Source organism: Geodermatophilus sp. CPCC 205506 (genome assembly GCF_051383635.1).
Classification (GTDB): Bacteria; Actinomycetota; Actinomycetes; order Mycobacteriales; family Geodermatophilaceae; genus Geodermatophilus.
Genome location: NZ_JALPKP010000002.1, coordinates 156,358 through 172,953 on the forward strand (window position 1 = coordinate 156,358; position 16,596 = coordinate 172,953).

The 16,596-nt window shown below is 72.4% G+C and carries 17 protein-coding genes; 1 reads left to right on the forward strand and 16 read right to left on the reverse strand.

Features of this window, described 5'->3' with window-relative positions; genetic code table 11:
- Nucleotides 1–8: 8 nt before the first annotated feature.
- The 15 genes from MY520_RS02105 to MY520_RS02175 form a co-directional block, all read right to left on the reverse strand.
- The gene (locus tag MY520_RS02105; protein WP_436689600.1) at nt 9–839 is read right to left on the reverse strand and encodes a hypothetical protein; all 831 of its coding nucleotides are present in this window, start codon (nt 837–839) and stop codon (nt 9–11) included.
- Nucleotides 832–2,472 (reverse strand): hypothetical protein, encoded by a 1,641-nt coding sequence (locus MY520_RS02110; protein WP_436689602.1) that lies wholly within the window; start codon nt 2,470–2,472, stop codon nt 832–834. The genes MY520_RS02105 and MY520_RS02110 overlap by 8 nt, the downstream gene beginning before the upstream one ends.
- Nucleotides 2,469–5,171, reverse strand: a complete 2,703-nt coding sequence (locus MY520_RS02115) for a baseplate J/gp47 family protein (protein WP_436689604.1) — start codon at nt 5,169–5,171, stop codon at nt 2,469–2,471. The genes MY520_RS02110 and MY520_RS02115 overlap by 4 nt, the downstream gene beginning before the upstream one ends.
- A complete protein-coding gene (locus MY520_RS02120) occupies nt 5,168–5,587 on the reverse strand; it encodes a GPW/gp25 family protein (protein WP_436689606.1) in 420 nt (139 codons plus the stop codon). The genes MY520_RS02115 and MY520_RS02120 overlap by 4 nt, the downstream gene beginning before the upstream one ends.
- The gene (locus MY520_RS02125) at nt 5,584–5,859 is read right to left on the reverse strand and encodes a PAAR domain-containing protein (protein WP_436689608.1); all 276 of its coding nucleotides are present in this window, start codon (nt 5,857–5,859) and stop codon (nt 5,584–5,586) included. Before MY520_RS02125 ends, MY520_RS02120 begins: the two co-directional genes overlap by 4 nt.
- Before the next feature lie 26 nt (nt 5,860–5,885).
- On the reverse strand, nt 5,886–7,616 hold the full coding sequence (locus MY520_RS02130) for a phage baseplate assembly protein V (protein WP_436689609.1): 1,731 nt from the start codon (nt 7,614–7,616) through the stop codon (nt 5,886–5,888).
- Nucleotides 7,613–8,326 (reverse strand): CIS tube protein, encoded by a 714-nt coding sequence (locus tag MY520_RS02135; RefSeq protein ID WP_436689611.1) that lies wholly within the window; start codon nt 8,324–8,326, stop codon nt 7,613–7,615. Before MY520_RS02135 ends, MY520_RS02130 begins: the two co-directional genes overlap by 4 nt.
- The gene (locus MY520_RS02140) at nt 8,314–8,511 is read right to left on the reverse strand and encodes a hypothetical protein (RefSeq protein WP_436689613.1); all 198 of its coding nucleotides are present in this window, start codon (nt 8,509–8,511) and stop codon (nt 8,314–8,316) included. The genes MY520_RS02135 and MY520_RS02140 overlap by 13 nt, the downstream gene beginning before the upstream one ends.
- A complete protein-coding gene (locus tag MY520_RS02145) occupies nt 8,508–8,975 on the reverse strand; it encodes a phage tail protein (protein WP_436689615.1) in 468 nt (155 codons plus the stop codon). The genes MY520_RS02140 and MY520_RS02145 overlap by 4 nt, the downstream gene beginning before the upstream one ends.
- The gene (locus MY520_RS02150; protein ID WP_436689617.1) at nt 8,972–9,418 is read right to left on the reverse strand and encodes a phage tail protein; all 447 of its coding nucleotides are present in this window, start codon (nt 9,416–9,418) and stop codon (nt 8,972–8,974) included. The genes MY520_RS02145 and MY520_RS02150 overlap by 4 nt, the downstream gene beginning before the upstream one ends.
- 16 nt (nt 9,419–9,434) lie before the next feature.
- Nucleotides 9,435–11,993, reverse strand: coding sequence for a phage tail sheath subtilisin-like domain-containing protein (locus MY520_RS02155; protein ID WP_436689619.1), 2,559 nt, complete (start codon nt 11,991–11,993; stop codon nt 9,435–9,437).
- A gap of 21 nt (nt 11,994–12,014) precedes the next feature.
- Entirely contained in the window at nt 12,015–12,578 is a 564-nt protein-coding gene (locus MY520_RS02160) for a hypothetical protein (protein WP_436689621.1), read from the reverse strand.
- Nucleotides 12,575–13,114: a Pvc16 family protein gene (locus MY520_RS02165; RefSeq protein ID WP_436689623.1), complete on the reverse strand. Its 540-nt coding sequence runs from the start codon at nt 13,112–13,114 to the stop codon at nt 12,575–12,577. The genes MY520_RS02160 and MY520_RS02165 overlap by 4 nt, the downstream gene beginning before the upstream one ends.
- Before the next feature lie 139 nt (nt 13,115–13,253).
- Nucleotides 13,254–13,448 (reverse strand): hypothetical protein, encoded by a 195-nt coding sequence (locus MY520_RS02170; RefSeq protein WP_436689625.1) that lies wholly within the window; start codon nt 13,446–13,448, stop codon nt 13,254–13,256.
- A 176-nt stretch (nt 13,449–13,624) separates the two neighbouring features.
- Entirely contained in the window at nt 13,625–14,482 is an 858-nt protein-coding gene (locus tag MY520_RS02175) for an AfsR/SARP family transcriptional regulator (RefSeq protein ID WP_436689626.1), read from the reverse strand.
- Between the two features lie 417 nt (nt 14,483–14,899).
- On the opposite strand from MY520_RS02175, the gene MY520_RS02180 reads away from it, so the two are divergent.
- A complete protein-coding gene (locus MY520_RS02180) occupies nt 14,900–15,679 on the forward strand; it encodes an alpha/beta fold hydrolase (RefSeq protein WP_436689628.1) in 780 nt (259 codons plus the stop codon).
- Between the two features lie 113 nt (nt 15,680–15,792).
- On the opposite strand, the gene MY520_RS02185 is transcribed toward MY520_RS02180, so the two are convergent.
- Complete coding sequence (locus MY520_RS02185; protein ID WP_436689630.1) at nt 15,793–16,512, reverse strand: hypothetical protein; 720 nt, start codon at nt 16,510–16,512, stop codon at nt 15,793–15,795.
- Nucleotides 16,513–16,596: the final 84 nt, after the last annotated feature.

Consider the following 16,596-nt stretch of genomic DNA (forward strand, 5'->3'; position numbering starts at 1 on the left):
TCGCTCCTTCAGTCCTCGCTGGGCAGGTGCCCGACGTCGAGCCGGTCGATGGTGCGGCCTTCGTCGATGCACTCCCAGATCCGGATGCCGTTCGCGTGGTCGATGAACGACGTGATGGAGCAGAGCAGGGTGCGAAGGTCCTCGCGGTACGCGTCGACGGCCTGCTCGAAGGCCGTGACCTGCTCGGGTGTCGGGTCCGGGGGCAGCTGGGGCGGGTCCGGCACGGCGAAGTCCGGGCGGGTCCAGCAGACCCGCAGGCGCACGTGCGCCGGCGCGTACCAGTCCGTGAACTCCATCGCCTCGTGCCGTCTGCGGTAGTCCTCGAACTGCATCGTCGACGGGACGAAGAGGGTGCCGGTGAGCTCCGGGTCCGGGATCCGGGGACCGGCCACCTTGAAGTGCTCGAGCAGGTAGGGGCGAGCGCCGGCGGCTATCCCGAACGCCAGGCAGAACCAGTCCAGGAACCCTCGTGGCGTGCCACGTCGCCGCCAGATCCGGGCCGCCTTCGCCAGGAACGTGCGGCGCTGCACGACTCCCCCCTCGTCCGATCTCCACGAGGCGGGGAAGGCGAAGGCCGCCCAGGTCGCCACCTCGTCGTACACGGTGAGATACGCCTCGACGAGAGCGTCCCCGCCGGCGTCGTACGGCAGGTCGGTGGGCCAGCGCAGGGCCGCGTCAGGGCCGAGCACGAGGGAGAGGTCGTCGAGCCGCTCGAGGTAGGCGTGGTTGAGCTCGTCGGCCAGACCGAGGAAGGCGTCCAGCTGCGCGAAGGACGCCGCGTCGTCCTGGTACACGGCGGGGAGGTGCCGTGCCAGGCGGGTGTAGTCGGCGCTAGGCATCGGAGCACTCCCCGGTCAGGACGAACCGAACCCGCAGGCACTGGATGTCCGCCAGCTCGGGGACGCAGACGGGGGGAAGCGGTACGGACCCGTCGGCGGACTCGACGAACGGCCCGGTCCCCACCTTGATCGCCAGCTTCTCGACGCCCAGGATCGCCGGGTCGGCGGAGATGGCCGTGACGACCTCGGTGAACCGGATGGCCTCGCCCGGGGTCCAGCCCTCCTCCGGTTGGTCGACGCGGGGCCACGGGCCGTCGATCACGGGGCCGGTAGCCGGGGTCGGCCGGCTCTCCGGGCGGCCGGCGGCGAAGTGCGCGGCCACCCGGGCCAGCGCGCCGCCGACGGTGGCCTCGCGGTCCGCACCGACCCGGGTGACGAGCCGGCCCTGAAGGACCACCGGGCACACGTCGAGCAGCGTCGCGCCGACCTCGTCGCAGATCATCCGGCGAGGGTCGAGTGGGTCGAGGGTGTCCTGCCAGGTCGGGTGCGGCTGGTCGACCTCGGTGCCGATCGCCGTGCGCAGGACCTCGGTCAGGAACACCGGCGCGGAGGCCCGGACCGACGCGGACACCTCGGGCGCGGCCGCGCGCTCGACGACGAGTGTCACCGTGCCCTTGGCGGGAACGGCCGTCGTCACCGGCCGGCCGTCCCACCCGATGCCGGCCAGGCGTCCGGGGACCGCCCAGGCCCGGAGCACCTCAGGGTGCTGCCGCGCCCGGCGGGCGTAGTCGACGTCGGTCACCGGCTCGCAGGTGAGCGCCTGCAGCGGGTGCGGCGGCCACACCCGGGACGCACCGTCGGTCTCCTCGAGGCACTCGGGCAGGGTGTGGAGCGGAACGGGGGCGGCCGCCATCGCCACCTCCACCTCGTCCGAGGACAGGCCGGCGGCCCCGAGATCGGCGCGCACCGCGCTCACCGCCTGCAGGGTGGTCGCGGCGAGGATCGCGTCCAGGTGCTCCAGCATCGCGGTGGACGACCGGCGTCGGCGCTCGCGGCGCACGACGGCGGCCAGCTCGTCCGGCCACAACGGGAGTGCCGTGGCCAGCGCCTCGGCGGCGCGTGCATCCTGCGCGGCGACGGTCCCTCCGACGGTCCGCGCGGCGTCGACGGCCGACGCGACGAGGTCCGTGAGCTCGTGCGCCAGGCCGCGCACCAGCCCGGCCCGGAGGAGCGTGACGGCCACCGGGGTCTGCCGGGTCGTGAAGGTGCCGCCCCAGGGTGCCTCCGCGAGGAGGGCCAGTGCGTCGCCTGGCGCGGCGCAGGCCCGGACCAGGGGCTCCAGCACCTGGGCGACGGACCTCTCGGCCGCGCCCGGCGCCTTCCGGGCGAGCACGTCGGCGACGGCTGCGATCTCCCCGGGGGGCAGCGTCGCGTGCCAGTGTCGGTCGGTCGCCGGCTCCCACGCCGCGACGTCCAGGGGCCAGGCCGACGGCCGGGTGGCGGTCCGGTAGTGCAGGTCGGCGAGCCCGAACGCGGCGGCCTCGGCGAGCGTCACACCCGGTTCGATCGCGTTGCGGTCGTTCCAGGTCGTGGCCGAGGTCGCGGCCAGCGCGGCCATCAGCCGCACACGGACGCCCTCCCAGTCGGCATCCGGCGCGACGGGCGTGAACGAGGAGACGGGCTCGGCGCTCACAGCTGCTCCTTCACGGCGATGGTGTGTGCGGCGGACGAGCAGAACAGGCCACGGCACGGATCCACCTCGACCAGCTCGGTGACCACCCCGTCGGGTCCGCGCATCGTCACCGTGTGGACGGTGTCCACCTCTGGCCGGCCGTCGAGGAACGCCGCCAGCGCGGAGCGGAACAGGCTGCGGCCCCACCGGGTCGGCGTCGTGCCCCCGGGGTGCAGCCAGGTCTCGAGCGCGGCGGCGACGGCGTCCCGGCCGGTCAGCGCGGTGATCCCGCGGCGCAGCAGGATGTCGGCGGTCACGGTGACCGGGGCGAACAGCGGGCACAGCACGGTCGGGTGGGCGTGCAGTCCGGTCATCGGCGCGAGCACGTCGGTGATCCGGCCGGCCAGGCTGACCGACGGGCGCGGCTGCGGGTCCATCGGTCGGTCCGGCAGGACGACCAGGCCGACGCTGCCCGCGAGACGCACCCCGTCGGGACCGGTGTGCGGCAGGCACCGCACGGCCGCCACCTCGGGGAAGGCGACCGCGACGATCTCCTCGTAGTCCCAGGAGGTCACCGCCCGGCCGCGGTGCCGGGCCAGCGCGGACGCCCGGCGCCGGTAGGAAGCATCGTCCTCCGGCCCCCGGCCTCGCACGCCGCCGAGGTTGGTGACCTTCTTGACCCCGCTGACGGGGGAGAGCGTGCCCTTGATGGTGCCCGCGGGCAGGGCGGTCGCCGGGCTCGGGTCCCTGGCCGGGTCGAGCGCCTGGCTGGCGTAGGTCGCCACGACGGCGTCCGGTGTCACCGAGGTGACGACCCCGATGCGCTCGGGGGCGTCGGTGACCATCCGCACCCAGCGCCCGGCGTCGGCCGACACCGCGTCGCACCCGACGGCCCAGCCCTCCGGCGCGATGAACCGCAGGAGGCCGGATTCGCGCAGCAGCCGGGACCCGTCGGCGACCGGCAGCGGCTGCCATGCCGCGCCGTCCCACCACTCCCATCGGGCACCCTCGGGGTCGGTGCTCGAGCCGCACGGCGACGCGGAGTCCACCCCGAGGTACACCGACACGCTCGAGCCGATCGCGGCCGCGGGCAGGTCGAGGCCCAGAGCCACCATCCCGGTGTCGCCGGCCGGGGAGATGGACCTCGTGAACGGCTGGAAGGCCCCCGAGCCGACCTGCCGCGTCCTGACCCAGCCGTTGACCGCTTCCACCTTCGTGGCCGCCACCGAAGCGGTCGTGTAGGAGAGCGTGATCCGGGAGACGATCGGGGGCACCGGCGGGGTCGGCATGGTCGGCGTGTCACCGGCCACGGCTCCCGTCGCGAACGCCGCGATCTCCCGCTGGTAGTCGGTCCAGCCGAAGTCGCCCTCGGAGAGGAAGGCGCGCACCAGGTGGCCGGCCTCGCCTCCGACCACCGCCGGCTCGGAGCACGGCGCGCCGCTGACCGGCGCGCCGGTGAAGCCGGTGAGCTGTGCGCCGACGTCCTCGAACGTCTGCCATTCGCCGTCCACCCGGCGCTGCCACTCAACGTGCGGTGGCGTCCGGGTGCTCACCAGTCCGGTGATGCGGTCGATGACGTTCTGGACGCCGGCGGTGATCGAGCCGACCAGGCTGGTTCGCAGATAGCTCATCGACTCGGAGATCTCGGCGGCCAGGTGTACCGGGATGCCGCTGCCTCCGCTCGCGGACGCGAGCGGCGCACCGCCCGCCTGCATCACCTGGATGCTGACCGTGACGGTCGCGAGCTGCTTGCCGAATGCCTCGTCGCTGCGCAGGTAGAGGGCGTCCCCGCGCCTGGCGGCGGGTCCGAACGGCTGCAGCTCCTTGGTCACGTCCAGAGCGCCGTCGTTCAGGTACGCCGCCTGCGGGACGATCGGTGTCCGGCCGGTGACCTGCAGCCTCGCCTCGGTGAACGCGATGGACGTCGGCAGAGCGTGATCCGGCGGGATGTCCGCCTCCAGCCACGGGTCGCCCGTGGCGCCTTCGACGAGGCCGCAGCCGCCGGTCAGCACGACCGTCACCTGGTTGCCGGTCACGTCGCCCGTGGCCTGTCCGCGGGCCCCGTCCGCGCGCGGGTAGCGCCACACCGCCGGGCCGAGGCCCGCCGCCGACGTCGCCCCGGTGAGCGTGACGCGGACCGTCAGGTTCCCCCCGTCGAACGCCAGCACCGGGCTGTACAGGCGCAGCCGGTGGGGTGCGGCCGCGCCGGTCGTCGGGCTCAGTGGATAGGGGTCAGCCTCCGCGACGAGGCCCGCCAGGCCGGTCGGGTGGCCGCCGGGCACCTGGCTCCGGACCGCAGTGACGGTCGCGCCGTGCGCCATGAGCGCGTCGTTCGTGCGATACCGGCGCTCGACACCGAACGCGTCCTTTCCGCCCCGCAGCACCGTGCCCTTCTCGACGACGGCCGGGGCCAGCCCGGGATCGACGGTCGCGTGGGCGACCACCGTGTCCGGGCGAACCGGCAGCCGCGGGATCGCGAGGATCCGTCCGAGCCAGTCCAGGTGCGCGCGCTCGGGGAGGGTGTCCGCGTGCGCGTCGAGCTCGGGGTACTCCTGGGTCAGCGCGGTGAGCAGCGCCCGGTCCGGGTCGCCCGGCCGGGACAGGTCGGTCTCGTCCGGCCCGGTGAACAGGACGTCGCGCCAGGTGTGGGCGGCGTCGTAGGCGACCAGGCCGGCGGCCCTGGCCAGCGCCGCGCGGACGTCCTCGGGCCGGCGGCTCACGGCGGCTCCTGGACGAAGAACGGGATGACCAGGTTGTCCGGCCGGGAGTGCCGGTCGAGGCGGTACTCGATGCGCACGTCGATCCGCTCGTCGGACTCCTCCGCCGGGGCCGCCTCGACCGCGTCGACGATCACCCGCGGCTCCCACAGGAGGAGGGCCCGCTCGACGTCGTGCGCGAGCCGGTAGCAGACGTCGGTCGTCCGGGGCTCGAACACGTACCGGTCGACGCCGGCGCCGAGCGTCGGCCGCATCACGCGGGCACCCACCCCGGTGCGCAGGAGCACCCGCATCGCCTCCTGGACGTGCGCGACGCCGGCGGACGTGGCGAGCACGGCCGCCGCTGCCCCGTCTGCCAGGTCCCACCGCGGCGGAAACGCCCAGCCGCACCCCAGGTGCGGATCGTCGCCGTAGGTCATGCGATCACCACCGTCGCGCAGCCGACGGCGACGCTCGCCCCGCACACACAGGCGTCCGAGGCGCGCAGCGCCGGCCGGCCGCCGATCATCACCGTCGTCGATCCCGCGACGAACGGCGACGACGGGATGTGCGAGGGCGGTGGGATGGGGCATGCGTGCACGTCGCCCAGGACGGCCGCCGGCAGGCCGCCGATCATCACCGTCGCCACCCCGGGACCGACGACGGTCCCGCCGTGGACGGTCGGGTCCCCGACCCGTGCGGCGCCCGGCATAGTGCTCTCCTCGGCTGTGTGGTCCGCTAGTTGATGGTGACGAGCGCGCCCTTGAGGCCGAGCGTCGCGGAGGCCTTGACGTCGAGAGTGCCCGAGCTCTCTAGCGTGGCGGGGCCGGAGGACCTACCCCGGATGCCGCCGGCGTCGAGCTCGACCGTTCCCGAGCTGGCCTTGAGAACGATGTCGCCCCTGGCCGCGGTCAGCTCGATGCCGTCGGCGGAGAGCCGGATCGCGTTGCCCGACTCCCCGTGCGTCAGAGTGACCTCGGAGTCCGCCTCCGCGAGGCGGAGCACGTTGCCGGCCGGGGTCTCGATGGTCACCGCGCTGGCGTCGCCGTCCTCCAGGGTGATGCGGTGCCCCTCGGGGCTCACGACGGCGCGGACGAGGTTGTCGTCGTTGCTCATCGCCACCGGGGCGGCCTGAGTCCCGTTGAACAGGGAGCCGAGGACGACGAGGGCCGCGTCCTCCCCGTCCAACGGCGCGACGAGCACCTCCTGCCCGACACCGGGCACGAACACCGTGCCGAAGCCGTCGCCGGCGTCCAGGGTCGCGAGTCGGGCCCACACGCCGTCGCCGGTCTCCCCGCGCCAGGGCAGCCGGACCCGCACGCGGTTCAAGCCGTCCGGGTCCTCCAGCGACGCGACGACCCCGATGGTGAGCGGCGCCGGCCGGCCGGGCAGGGGCGGCCGGAGGGCCGGCGGACTCCCCACCTGGAACTCGGTCCGGTAGCCGCGCGCGGAGAGCCGGTGCCGTGCTGCAGTCGTGTAGTGCGGCCCGGACATCCGCTCGCCGACGCCGGTGATGCGGAGCCATCCGTCGCAGCGCAGCGCAGGGTTCCCGACCACCTCGCCGTAGCCGTGGTAGTGGAGGAGCGCTGTGGCGCGCTGGCGACCGAGGGCAATGGCGTCGACCTGGTCGGTCGCCGGGAGCGACGCCCGCGCCACGCGTTCCTCCCGGAGCGGCCATCCGGCGTCGGACACGGCCGCGCCGTGATCGACGCGGTCCCCGAGGTCGAGCCCGGTCTGGATCGCGCCGACCTGGGACTCGAGCGCCTCGAGCACGTCGGCGTCCCAGCCGGCACCGACCACCGAGTCCACCGCGCGGGTCAGGTCCTGGGTCAGGTGCAGCTCGGTCACGTTGCGCCCGTACTCGAGCTCGATCGGTCCCACCGGGTCGGCGGGCGGCCGGAAGACCAGCGTGGTGCCCCGGACGTAGGTGACCCAGCCGAGCTCGGCAGCGCGCGTGGTGAGCAGATCCCAGTCGCTGCGCCGGTCACTGACCACCGCCGCCCGCGTGACGCCCGCGCCGGCATCGGCGGTCAGGGAGTAGTCGGCGGCGACGGCGGACACGACGTCGGCGTCGCTGACGGCCTCGAGTTGGCGCGACCGGGGCGGGTGCTCGAGCAGGATGGACCGGGACCGCGCCTCGACCCGGAGGACCGGCTGGCCGCTTGCCGGGAAGTGCGTGGTCACCGCGGCGACCACTCCGGCGAACACCGACGTCAGTTGCGCGTGGTAGCCCAACAGCACCTCCACGTCAGCGCCGGGTGCGAACGGGCCGTCGTCGCTGTGCCGCACGGCGCGGGTGTCGGGATCCCAGTTCTGCAGCAGCAGGGCGAGGCGCCCGTGCCGGCCGACCTCCTCCGCCACATCGATCTCCACGACGTCGCCGTGCACCAGCGGCGTCACGGGCGTCCCGGCCACGCGCACCTCGAACTCCGGCCGGTCGGGTGTGGCCGCCGTGCCGTAGCGGCTCACCGCAGGACCCCGGCGGTCGGCAGGCGGCCCCCACCCTTGTCCTTCGGAGGCAGGCGGAGGACCTGGCCGGCGGCGATGCCGCCGGGGTTGCGCAGTCCGTTCACCGTCGCGAGCGGCCGCCAGAAGGCCGGGTCGCCGTACACGCGGTAGGCGATCGCGTCCAGCCGCTCACCCTCGGACACCAACCACGTCTGGTACAGGTCGGGAGACTCGCGGCGCTCCTCGGCGGCGAGCTCCTCCGGGGCGACGACCTCCTTCAGGGTGAGTTTGACCGTCGCGCGCAAGGGCTCACCGTTCCGGTCGAACAGCTTGTACGTGACGTCGACCTGGGTGAGCACGCCGTGGAAGTCGAACCGGCCCCAGTAGGCGTGCACGTAGTACGGCTGGTGCGTGTCGGCCTGGAACTCGGTGAAGGCCAGCAGCTGGTCGAGCTTCTCGCCGACCGACACCCCCGTCTCGATCACGCCGGAGCCGTCCATCAACAGGTCGATCTGGACCTGGTCCGGCTCCCCGCCGCCGTAGGACTGCTGTGGCGCCGACGACCCGGCCGACGGTGTCGCCTGGTAGGTGTTCTTGCGGGAGAACGCCAGCTCGGTCGGGTTGAGCAAGGTGCGCCACGGAGGCCCGGCGACCTCGGTGAACTCCTGGTCCCGATACGGCTCGATGGTCAGTTTGGTGAGCTGGGTGACGTCGAGCATCAGCAGTCCCACTCCCGGCGCAGCACCTCGAGCACGCGCTCGGTGGCGCGCCGCACGACGACGTCCATCACGTCCTCGGGAAGGCCGCCCGCGGCCGCGTCTCCGCCGGTTCCGCCCGCCGCCGTGCCGCCGCCGGGGCCCCCGGGCCGGGTGAGCACCACCTCGGTGAGGATCTCGGAGATGACGACGGCCATCACGCACCGACCGTCGTCAGGTGCAACCCGTGGTGGGCGATCTCGACCGACTCCACCGCGACCGCCCCGGACTGCGCGTCCAGGTCGGGGCCGGTCAGCTTGACCGGCCAGCCCTTGCGGAACGCCCAGACCCGTACCGGGGCCAGCACCCCCTCCACCGTTGACATGAGCGAGACCTGACCGTTGCGTGGCGCCACCCGGCCGGTCACGAGGTACTCGAAGAACCAGCCCCAGAGCTCGGTCGAGGGGCCCGCGCCCTGGGTGAGCACGAGGTTGGGGAAGGACCCGCGCACCGGCAGCCGGTGGGCGAACCGGTTCTCGCCGCCCTCCGCGTACTCCTCGACGCCCACGTCGCCGGCCAGCCCCGAGCACTTGGAGAAGCTCACCGACGTGATGCCGTCGACGGCCAGGACGAAGTGGGCGCCGATGTAGGGGAGCGGGGACGGCGCCGACACGGGAGATGTCATGGCACCTCGATCGCGATGCTCTCGCAGGCGAACTCGACGGTCTCCACCGCGACGTCGGTGCCGGTCGACTTCAGCCCTGGGCCCTCGAGCTTGACCGGCCACGCGCCCTGGATCTTCCAGGTCATCACCAGCGTGCGCTCCTCGTTGAGGAGGCTGACGGTCACGTCACGCCGGGCCACGCTCCCCGGGACGACGGTGTTGTACCACTCGAACAACCCGTTGCCGGCCTCGGCGGGCATGATGCCGCGCTTGAGCGTGACGTTGCTGAACTTCTTCAGCCCGGGCACCTTGCGCGTGGAGAGAGCCAGGTCCGCTCCACCGCGGTACTCCACGACCTCGGCCTCCATCGTCAGGCCGGTGACCTCGGAGAAGCTCGAGGTGTTCTGCGAGTCCCCCCAGCTGACCTCGAAGTGCAGGGTCGTCAGGGGGTATGACGCGGTCATCGGGTGCTCCTCTCACTCACTCGGACAGCCGCTTGTGGCTGAAGCGGAAGATCACGAACTCCGCCGGTTTGGTGGGGGCGATCGCGACCTCGGTGATGACCAGGCCGAGGTCGATGTCCGTCTCGTTCATCGTCTCGGGGTAGCCGACCCGCACCCGGTACGCCTGCTCGGGGGAGGTGCCGGCCAGAGCGCCCGCGCGCCACAACTGGTCGAGGAAGTTCTCCACCGAGACCTTGATCCTCATCCAGGTGGCCGAGGTGTTCGGCTCGAACACCACCCACTGGGTGCCGGTCTCGATGCTGTTCTCGACGAAGTTGAAGAGCCGCCGCACGTTGACGTAGCGCCAGGTCGTGTCGTCGGTCGCATTTCGTGCCCCCCAGATCCGCGTTCCTCGTCCCGGGAAGGCCCGGATCAGGTTGACCGAGCCCGGGTTGAGGAGGTCCTGGCGGCGTTGGGTGTAGGTCTGGGACAGCCCCACGATGCCCGCCACCCGCTCGTTGCCCGGCGCCTTGTGGACGCCGCGCTCCCGGTCGGTCCGGGCGAGGACGCCGGCGACGAACCCTGACGGCGGCACGGTGCGGAACCGGTCGGAGGAGTCGGGGTCGAGGTTCACCACCATCAGGTAGGGCGCGTACAGCGCCGCGTACGTGCTGGACAGCGTGGTGTTGCGCCAGTCCAGCAGGTCGTCGTCGGTGGAGTAGTCCGGAGCGTCGATGATCGCGAAGCGCCGGTACTGCTCGCAGTGGGTCACCACCGCGCCGACGAGGTCCGCCTGCAGGAGAGGGTCGGTGAACGTGACGGTGTCCGGGCAGACCACCATGGCCGGTTCCTGTTCGGCCTCGAGCGCGAGCAGACCGGCCTTGTAGTCGGCGCTGGTCGCCGGGTTGTCGATCCCGGCCTGGGTGGACACCGCGAAGGCGGGGGTGCTGGCCTCGGAGATCGCCGGAGCGCTGGCCGCCCTCCGTGCGACGGTGATGTAGGCGGAGATGCCGTTCACGACGCCGTCCCGCGCGTAGTACTGCGGGTGGGCCGGGTCGAGAGCGAGACCGCTGAAGGTCTCGATCGCCGTCCCGTTCTCTGCCACCGTGAGCGAGAACCGCAGTGGGAAGAACGCCGTCGAGGTGTAGGCCACGAGCGGGAAGCGGCCGGGGTCGGCGGTGCTGTTCGCGGCCGAGATGTCCGTCGTGGCCGTGAAGCGCAGCACGTAGACCGTGCCGGTCGGGTTGTCGACGGCGGTGATCCGCAGCCGGTCCGTGCCGAAGTCGACGAACTCCCCGACGGCCGGAGGCACCGCGCACTGCACGACGACGCCGTTGGACGCGTTGGCCGGGAGGACGAAGGTCGCTGTCGTGAACGTCTGGGGGAGCGCGTCCCCCGTCGTCGTGGCGGTGGTGGCACCGGTGCGGGTGACCGTCGTCGTCTGCGTGCCGTTGGTCAGACGGATCGCGGTGCCGACCGGGAGGAAGCTGAACCGGGAGAGCACGTCGGAGACGGTCGTGGCCACCAGGTTGATCGCCTCGGTGTAGACCGCCACACGCACCTGCGCGTCGACGTCCACGGCGCCCGCCGGGGAGTTCTGTCCGCCCGGCATGGCGAAGCCCGAGCTGGTGAAGGTCGCGACCGCACCGGTCGACACGGTCGCCCGCGCGTTCGCCATCTGGCTGTCCGCGTCGACCGGGGCGAGGGAAGGGTGGACCGACCAGGTGATCTGGCCGAGCGAGAACGTGGGGGCGCCGCCGGGGATGGTCCCGCGGAACCGGGCGATCCGCCGGGCGAGGCCGGCGGCGGACAGCGCTGCTCCGAGCGGTGCGGTGAGAGTGACCACCATGCGTGGCCCGGTGCGGGCGACGCCGGCGACCACGGCGGTCACCCGCGAGCCGTCCGCGCGTTGGGCGACCAGCAGGTCTCCGGGCTTGATACCGGAGCCGGCGGCCAACGGGATGGTGGTGAGCACCCTGGTGCGAGCGGCGACGACGTCCCCGGCGGCGAGCGCTATCGCGGCGGCGGCGGTGGCGTTGACCATGGTCTCGCTGACGGTGTTGATGGTGGCGTCGACGCTGGCCCCGGCGGAGTTGAGCAGCACGACGGCGTCGCCCGCGGTCAGGCCACCGGAGCTCGTCACGGGGATGTCGATGGTGCCGACGGGGACCGCAACCGTGCCGGACACCTCGGCACGCGCCATCGTGCCCGCGCCACCCTTGGTGTCCGGGGCGACGGTGAGCACGAGACCGTTCGTCCAGCTGCCCGCGGACGTCGCCGTCGCGGTGAACGACAGCGTCGGCGTCGAGTCCTTGACGTCCCAGGCGCCGGGGATGGACGGGTCCACCCGCACCACCCAGGCGGCGGGGCCGCCGTTCTCGAAGAAGCCGTACACCGCCTCGGCCGAGAACCCACCGGCGTGGGCGGGCCCGAAGCTGCGCACGAAGTCGGACCAGCCGGTGACCCGGGTCGGCGTGAGCAGTGGGCCCTTGCGCAGGTCGCCGATCACGGCGACGACGGACGTGGACGCGGCGGCGATCGGCTGCGGTCCCGAGGGGACCTCCTCGATGTAGACGCCGGGTGATTGGTACGTCACGAGCCCTCCCTGGGTCGCGGGTCAGGTGGTGCCGACGAGTCGGATCCGCGTGGTGGCGCGGGTGTGGTCCACGACGAGCCGACGGAGCAGCTCGCCCGCGACCAGCAGGTCGAGCGGCGTGAAGGCGGCGGTCCAGACGACGGGGCCGGAGCTGTAGAGGCCCGGCTCGGACTCCGTGAGCGGAACGGTGGGCAGCGGCGTCGGGCCCGAGCTGGCGCGGGCGGTCACCACGAGGCCCGTGAGCGGGAGGCCGGTGGTCGGCGCGGACAGCGCGACGTCGAGGGTGATCGGCTCCGGGTCGACGTCCACCGTGATGTCGACAGTGTCGAGCGTGACGTCGACGGTCGGCGTCCGCACGAGCGCGGCGAGTCGCCGGTCCGCGATCGCCACCGTGATGACGGGCGCTGCGGGCGGCACCGGAACCCCGTCACGGACGGTCACGACGACGTCGCCTCCGCGCACGCGCATCGCCCAGCCGTAGGGCAGGACACCGCGCGCGCTCAACGGCTCGAGCACCTCACCGGACGCGGTGTGCCGCAGGCGCACCCGGTGGGCGAGCCGAACCGTCGTGGTCGCGGTGGTCACGGCGCCCCCACGTAGTCGATCCGGTGGGCTCGGACCGTGCCTGCGCCGTCCTCGGGGACGAGGTTCACCGGGGCGACGTCGACGTCGTAGAAGAGCGCCAGTCGAGCCGACCTCCCGAGCGCCCCCCAGATCTGGTTGCGCTCGTCCGCCGTTGTCGTGACGAGGCGGACGGTGAGGGTCGCCACCTCCTGCGCCAGCGTCGGGGACATGAGGGCCGAGCCGACGATCGGCGACGTGTGGAAGACGGTGACGACCCGCGCCAGCCGGGACTGGGCCTCGTCGTGGTCACCGGTGTACGTCGCGAGGTAGTGCAGCCGAAGGGCGAGGGGGGCCCGGACGTACCCGGCGGGGGATGACACCAGCGGCCGGTTGACCAGGTGCGGGTGCCCCTCGACCGCGTACAGCGCGAGCGCGAGACGGCGTGCCGTGGGCTCCTTGTCGGCAGCGGACAGCGAGGAGAGCTCGACCCACGACCCGAGGTCGGGCGTTGCCTGCTCGATGACGTCGACGAGAGTCTCGGAGACCTCGCGGATCACGGTGTGGCCGCCGGCTGGAGTTCGCCCAGCGGATGTCTGCTCCCGCGGTGACCGTGGACGGAGCCGAGCGGGCAGGCGCGGGCCGTCGGACACGCGCACCCGTCGACGCCGGCGAGGTCGATCGCGATGGACAGGGCCATCAGGCCTCGTCCCCGGCACAGGGCCCGATCAGGCCGGCATCGCGCAGGAACCGGTCGACGGTCTCGTGGATCGCCTCGAGAGAGCCGGCGCCGGCCACGATGTCGGCCGCCGGGACAGTGACCCGTGCGCGCAGCGCCGGGGCCAGACCCGGGAGTTCCCGGTGTTCCAGCCACGCGTGCACCTGCACCGTCACCTCTCGTCTCGTCACGGCACCACGAGGTGCGACTGCTCTCCGTCCATTCGCCCTTGCTACGCCCGAGCGATCACCGTGCGATCACCGGTGGATCGCGACGGGATCACGGGACCGCGGAACTGCTCAGCACGACCCCGCCGCGCCTGCGGCCCGGCCTGCGGTGCTGCTCGAGCTGGTCAGCGGCGTGTCGAGAGTGACGTGATCGCCGACTCGATCCGCTCCACGGCCAGACGGCACGACGCCAGGGCCCGCTGCATCTCGCGCAGTGCGCACACCGGGTCCGGGTGGTCGACCTCGAGGGGGCGGACGCCCTCCCGGACTGCCATCGCCGCGAGGGTGGTCTCGATGAGCGGTTCGACCCCGAGGTCGTCCCGGAGACGCCGCTCGCACACTTCGAACTGGCGTAGCGCGTCGGTGCGCCGGCCCGCGTCGGAGTACAGGCGGATGAGGCGGCGATGGGTGTCCTCGCGCAGTGGATCCCGTTGCACCAGGCGCTCGGCCCAGAACATCGCTTCCTCGGCGGTCTTGGCCGTGGCCAACAAGGTCTCGATCCCCGCGATCAACGCGAGGTGCAGTTGCTGACGCGCCTGGACGACCCAGTCGTGGTAGCAGCCGACGAGGAACTCCTCGGCGTCGGCAAGGACCGCCTGCTGGAGCCGGGCGAGCGCCTCGGGATCGGCGTGCGCCGCAGCGGACCGGTTCTCGTCGCTCAGCGCCGCCAGGGTCGACGTGACGTCGACCTCGACGCATCCTCGGGCGAGCGTGATGTGTCCAGCGCGCGATGTGTGCACGACCTCGCGTGCCCCACCGAACAGGGCTCGGGCTCGCCACACCACGGTGTTGAGCCGGCGGCGACCCTGGTCCGGAGTCAGCTGAGGCCACAGCGCATCGATCAGGCGCTCGCGGTGGCAGCTCGACGGTCGTTCGACGCCGAGATAGCCGAGGAACGGCTGGAGGCTCGGTGGGATGTCGATTCCGGGAGATCCGTTGCGGTGTACCGCTGCCTTGCCGAGGAGATCCAGTCGGACTTGCACCTTTGCTGTCCCCCGTCCCGTGAGCCCGGCGCGGCGGCGACCCTCAACGGAATTACTGCTTCGTCCACGTTCCTCCAGCGTCGTCACCAGTGCGTCACGCACCTGGTCTCTCACGGTGATCCGGCGGTCCGGTGATCCGGCGGTCCGGCGGTCCGGCGGCCGACCACACGCCAGGTCTGTCTGCGGCCTCCGGTGGGGGAACGGCACACCGGTGCGGTGGCGGAGGCCGTCTCCGAGCGTTCCGTCACGCCACTCGACGGCTGATCCGAGGCGCGGAGTGCCACGAGGGTCTCACGAGGGCCTCCGAGGCCCTGGAACGTGATCCAGAGCAGGTCGTGCCCATCGTGGGGTCGACATGAACCGCCCCCGGTCGAGACGGCGTTGTCGACACGCCCACTGCGCGGTTGGCTGACGGGGATGGACGCTCGAGCGGGCCAGGTGGTCGTCCACTACGTGGAGCACGGGACGGGTCGGCCCGTGCTGGTGCTCCACGGCGCGGGTGTCGACCACCGCGAGGCCGAGGCCTGCTTCGAGCCGGCTCTCGACGGCGTTGCCGGGCTGAGGCGGCTCTACCCCGACCTCCCCGGGATGGGCCGGACGACCGCTCCCGAGACACTGCGCAGCGCCGACGACGTCCTCGACACGCTGCTGGACTTCGCGGACGTGGTCACGGGCGGGAGCGCTCACCTCCTCATCGGTCACTCGGCAGGGGCGTACTTCGCGCGGGCGATGGCCGCGAGGCGCCCGGCGCAGGTCGCTGGTCTGGCGCTGGTCTGTCCGCTGTTGCCCGGGGTGCGCGACGTCCCGGAGCACCGCGTCGTCGTCGGATCGGGGCTGATCGGCGACGACGCCTTCCGGAGCTACTTCGTGGTCCAGACCCCCGAGATGCTCGAACGGTACGAACGCTCCGTCGCCCCGGCCGCCGCAATGGTCGACCACGCGGCACTCGAGCGGATCGGCGAACGGTGGGCGCTCACCCCGGATCACGCGCCGGCCTACGCGGGTCCGACCGTGGTCGTGGCGGGGCGGTTGGACTCGACGGTCGGGTGTGCCGCCGCCACCGACCTCCTCGACCACCACCCGCACGCCTCGCTCGCCGTGCTCGACGACGCGGGACACGCCCTGCCCCACGAGCAGCCGGAGCTGCTGCGCGCGCTCCTCACGGAGTGGCTCGCGCGCGTCGAGCGCTCGAGCTGACCAGGACCGGACCTTGCCAGGCTGGGTACGACTGCCGGACCGGACGTTCTGGGAAGACCAGGGTTCCTCCGCAGACCTCACGGAGGATCTGCTCGTCGAGGCAGGCTCTGTGCCTACCGGATCTCGTCCTGTTGGACCAAGATCCCGATGGCCTCGTTGACGGGTGCCGAGAAGCCCTTGCGGTGGGCTTCCGTGTCCAGCCTGAGATCGGCGAGCCGCGGAAAGACGTCCGGTTTGCACAGTTCGGCCCAGGGGACGGTGCTCACGACAATGCCACCCGGATCCGGGGGTGAGGAGTTCTGTGCGGCATCATCTGCTGCTCTGTCGTTCCACTTGGATGAGGCAAGCTGAATTGCTGCCACCCTTCCATATTGGGCGCCATACTCCTCGATTACGGCTTCCAGATACTCCGAGGCCCTCCGCAGGAAAGCGCTCATGAGCTCGACGGCTTCGTCGCCGCCGCACAATCGCGGTCGGGAACGCGCCGCCCAGTCGACATCCAGCAGCTGCACGCGGGCGGCTATCAGTCCCTGGGCCTGCTGTCCATACGTGCGGACCGACTGGTGCGCATTGATCAGCAGAGCGGCCGTCTTCACCGCGTTGTGGGTCTCGCGGAGTTCAGCGACGAGTTCCAATCTCTGGTCATGATCACTTCTGCGTTGATCGACGGCCCGGTTGTGAGCAGCCAGCAGCGATGCAACGCCGCCGGCGACGATGACCCCGGCCGCCAAGGTCAGCAAGGCCCTCGGGACCTCGCTCCAGAAGTTCTCTGCATCGACCGAGGGGGCCAGCGCTACGACGGCCGCAGCGATCCCGACCAAGAGCATCGCCACAGCAATGGTCCACGCGAGGAACTGCCAATCGGCGGGGCGTCTTCGCACTGGGTCTCCAGCTGAGGTCTCGAGCTCCCGGCTGAC

Excerpts from the sequence above, each read along its gene's own strand:
- MY520_RS02105 (WP_436689600.1), bottom strand. The coding sequence starts at position 839 with ATGCCTAGCGCCGACTACACCCGCCTGGCACGGCACCTCCCCGCCGTG.
- MY520_RS02120 (WP_436689606.1), bottom strand. The coding sequence starts at position 5,587 with ATGACCTACGGCGACGATCCGCACCTGGGGTGCGGCTGGGCGTTTCCG.
- MY520_RS02125 (WP_436689608.1), bottom strand. The coding sequence starts at position 5,859 with ATGCCGGGCGCCGCACGGGTCGGGGACCCGACCGTCCACGGCGGGACC.
- MY520_RS02145 (WP_436689615.1), bottom strand. The coding sequence starts at position 8,975 with ATGACATCTCCCGTGTCGGCGCCGTCCCCGCTCCCCTACATCGGCGCC.
- MY520_RS02150 (WP_436689617.1), bottom strand. The coding sequence starts at position 9,418 with ATGACCGCGTCATACCCCCTGACGACCCTGCACTTCGAGGTCAGCTGG.
- MY520_RS02180 (WP_436689628.1), top strand. The coding sequence starts at position 14,900 with ATGGACGCTCGAGCGGGCCAGGTGGTCGTCCACTACGTGGAGCACGGG.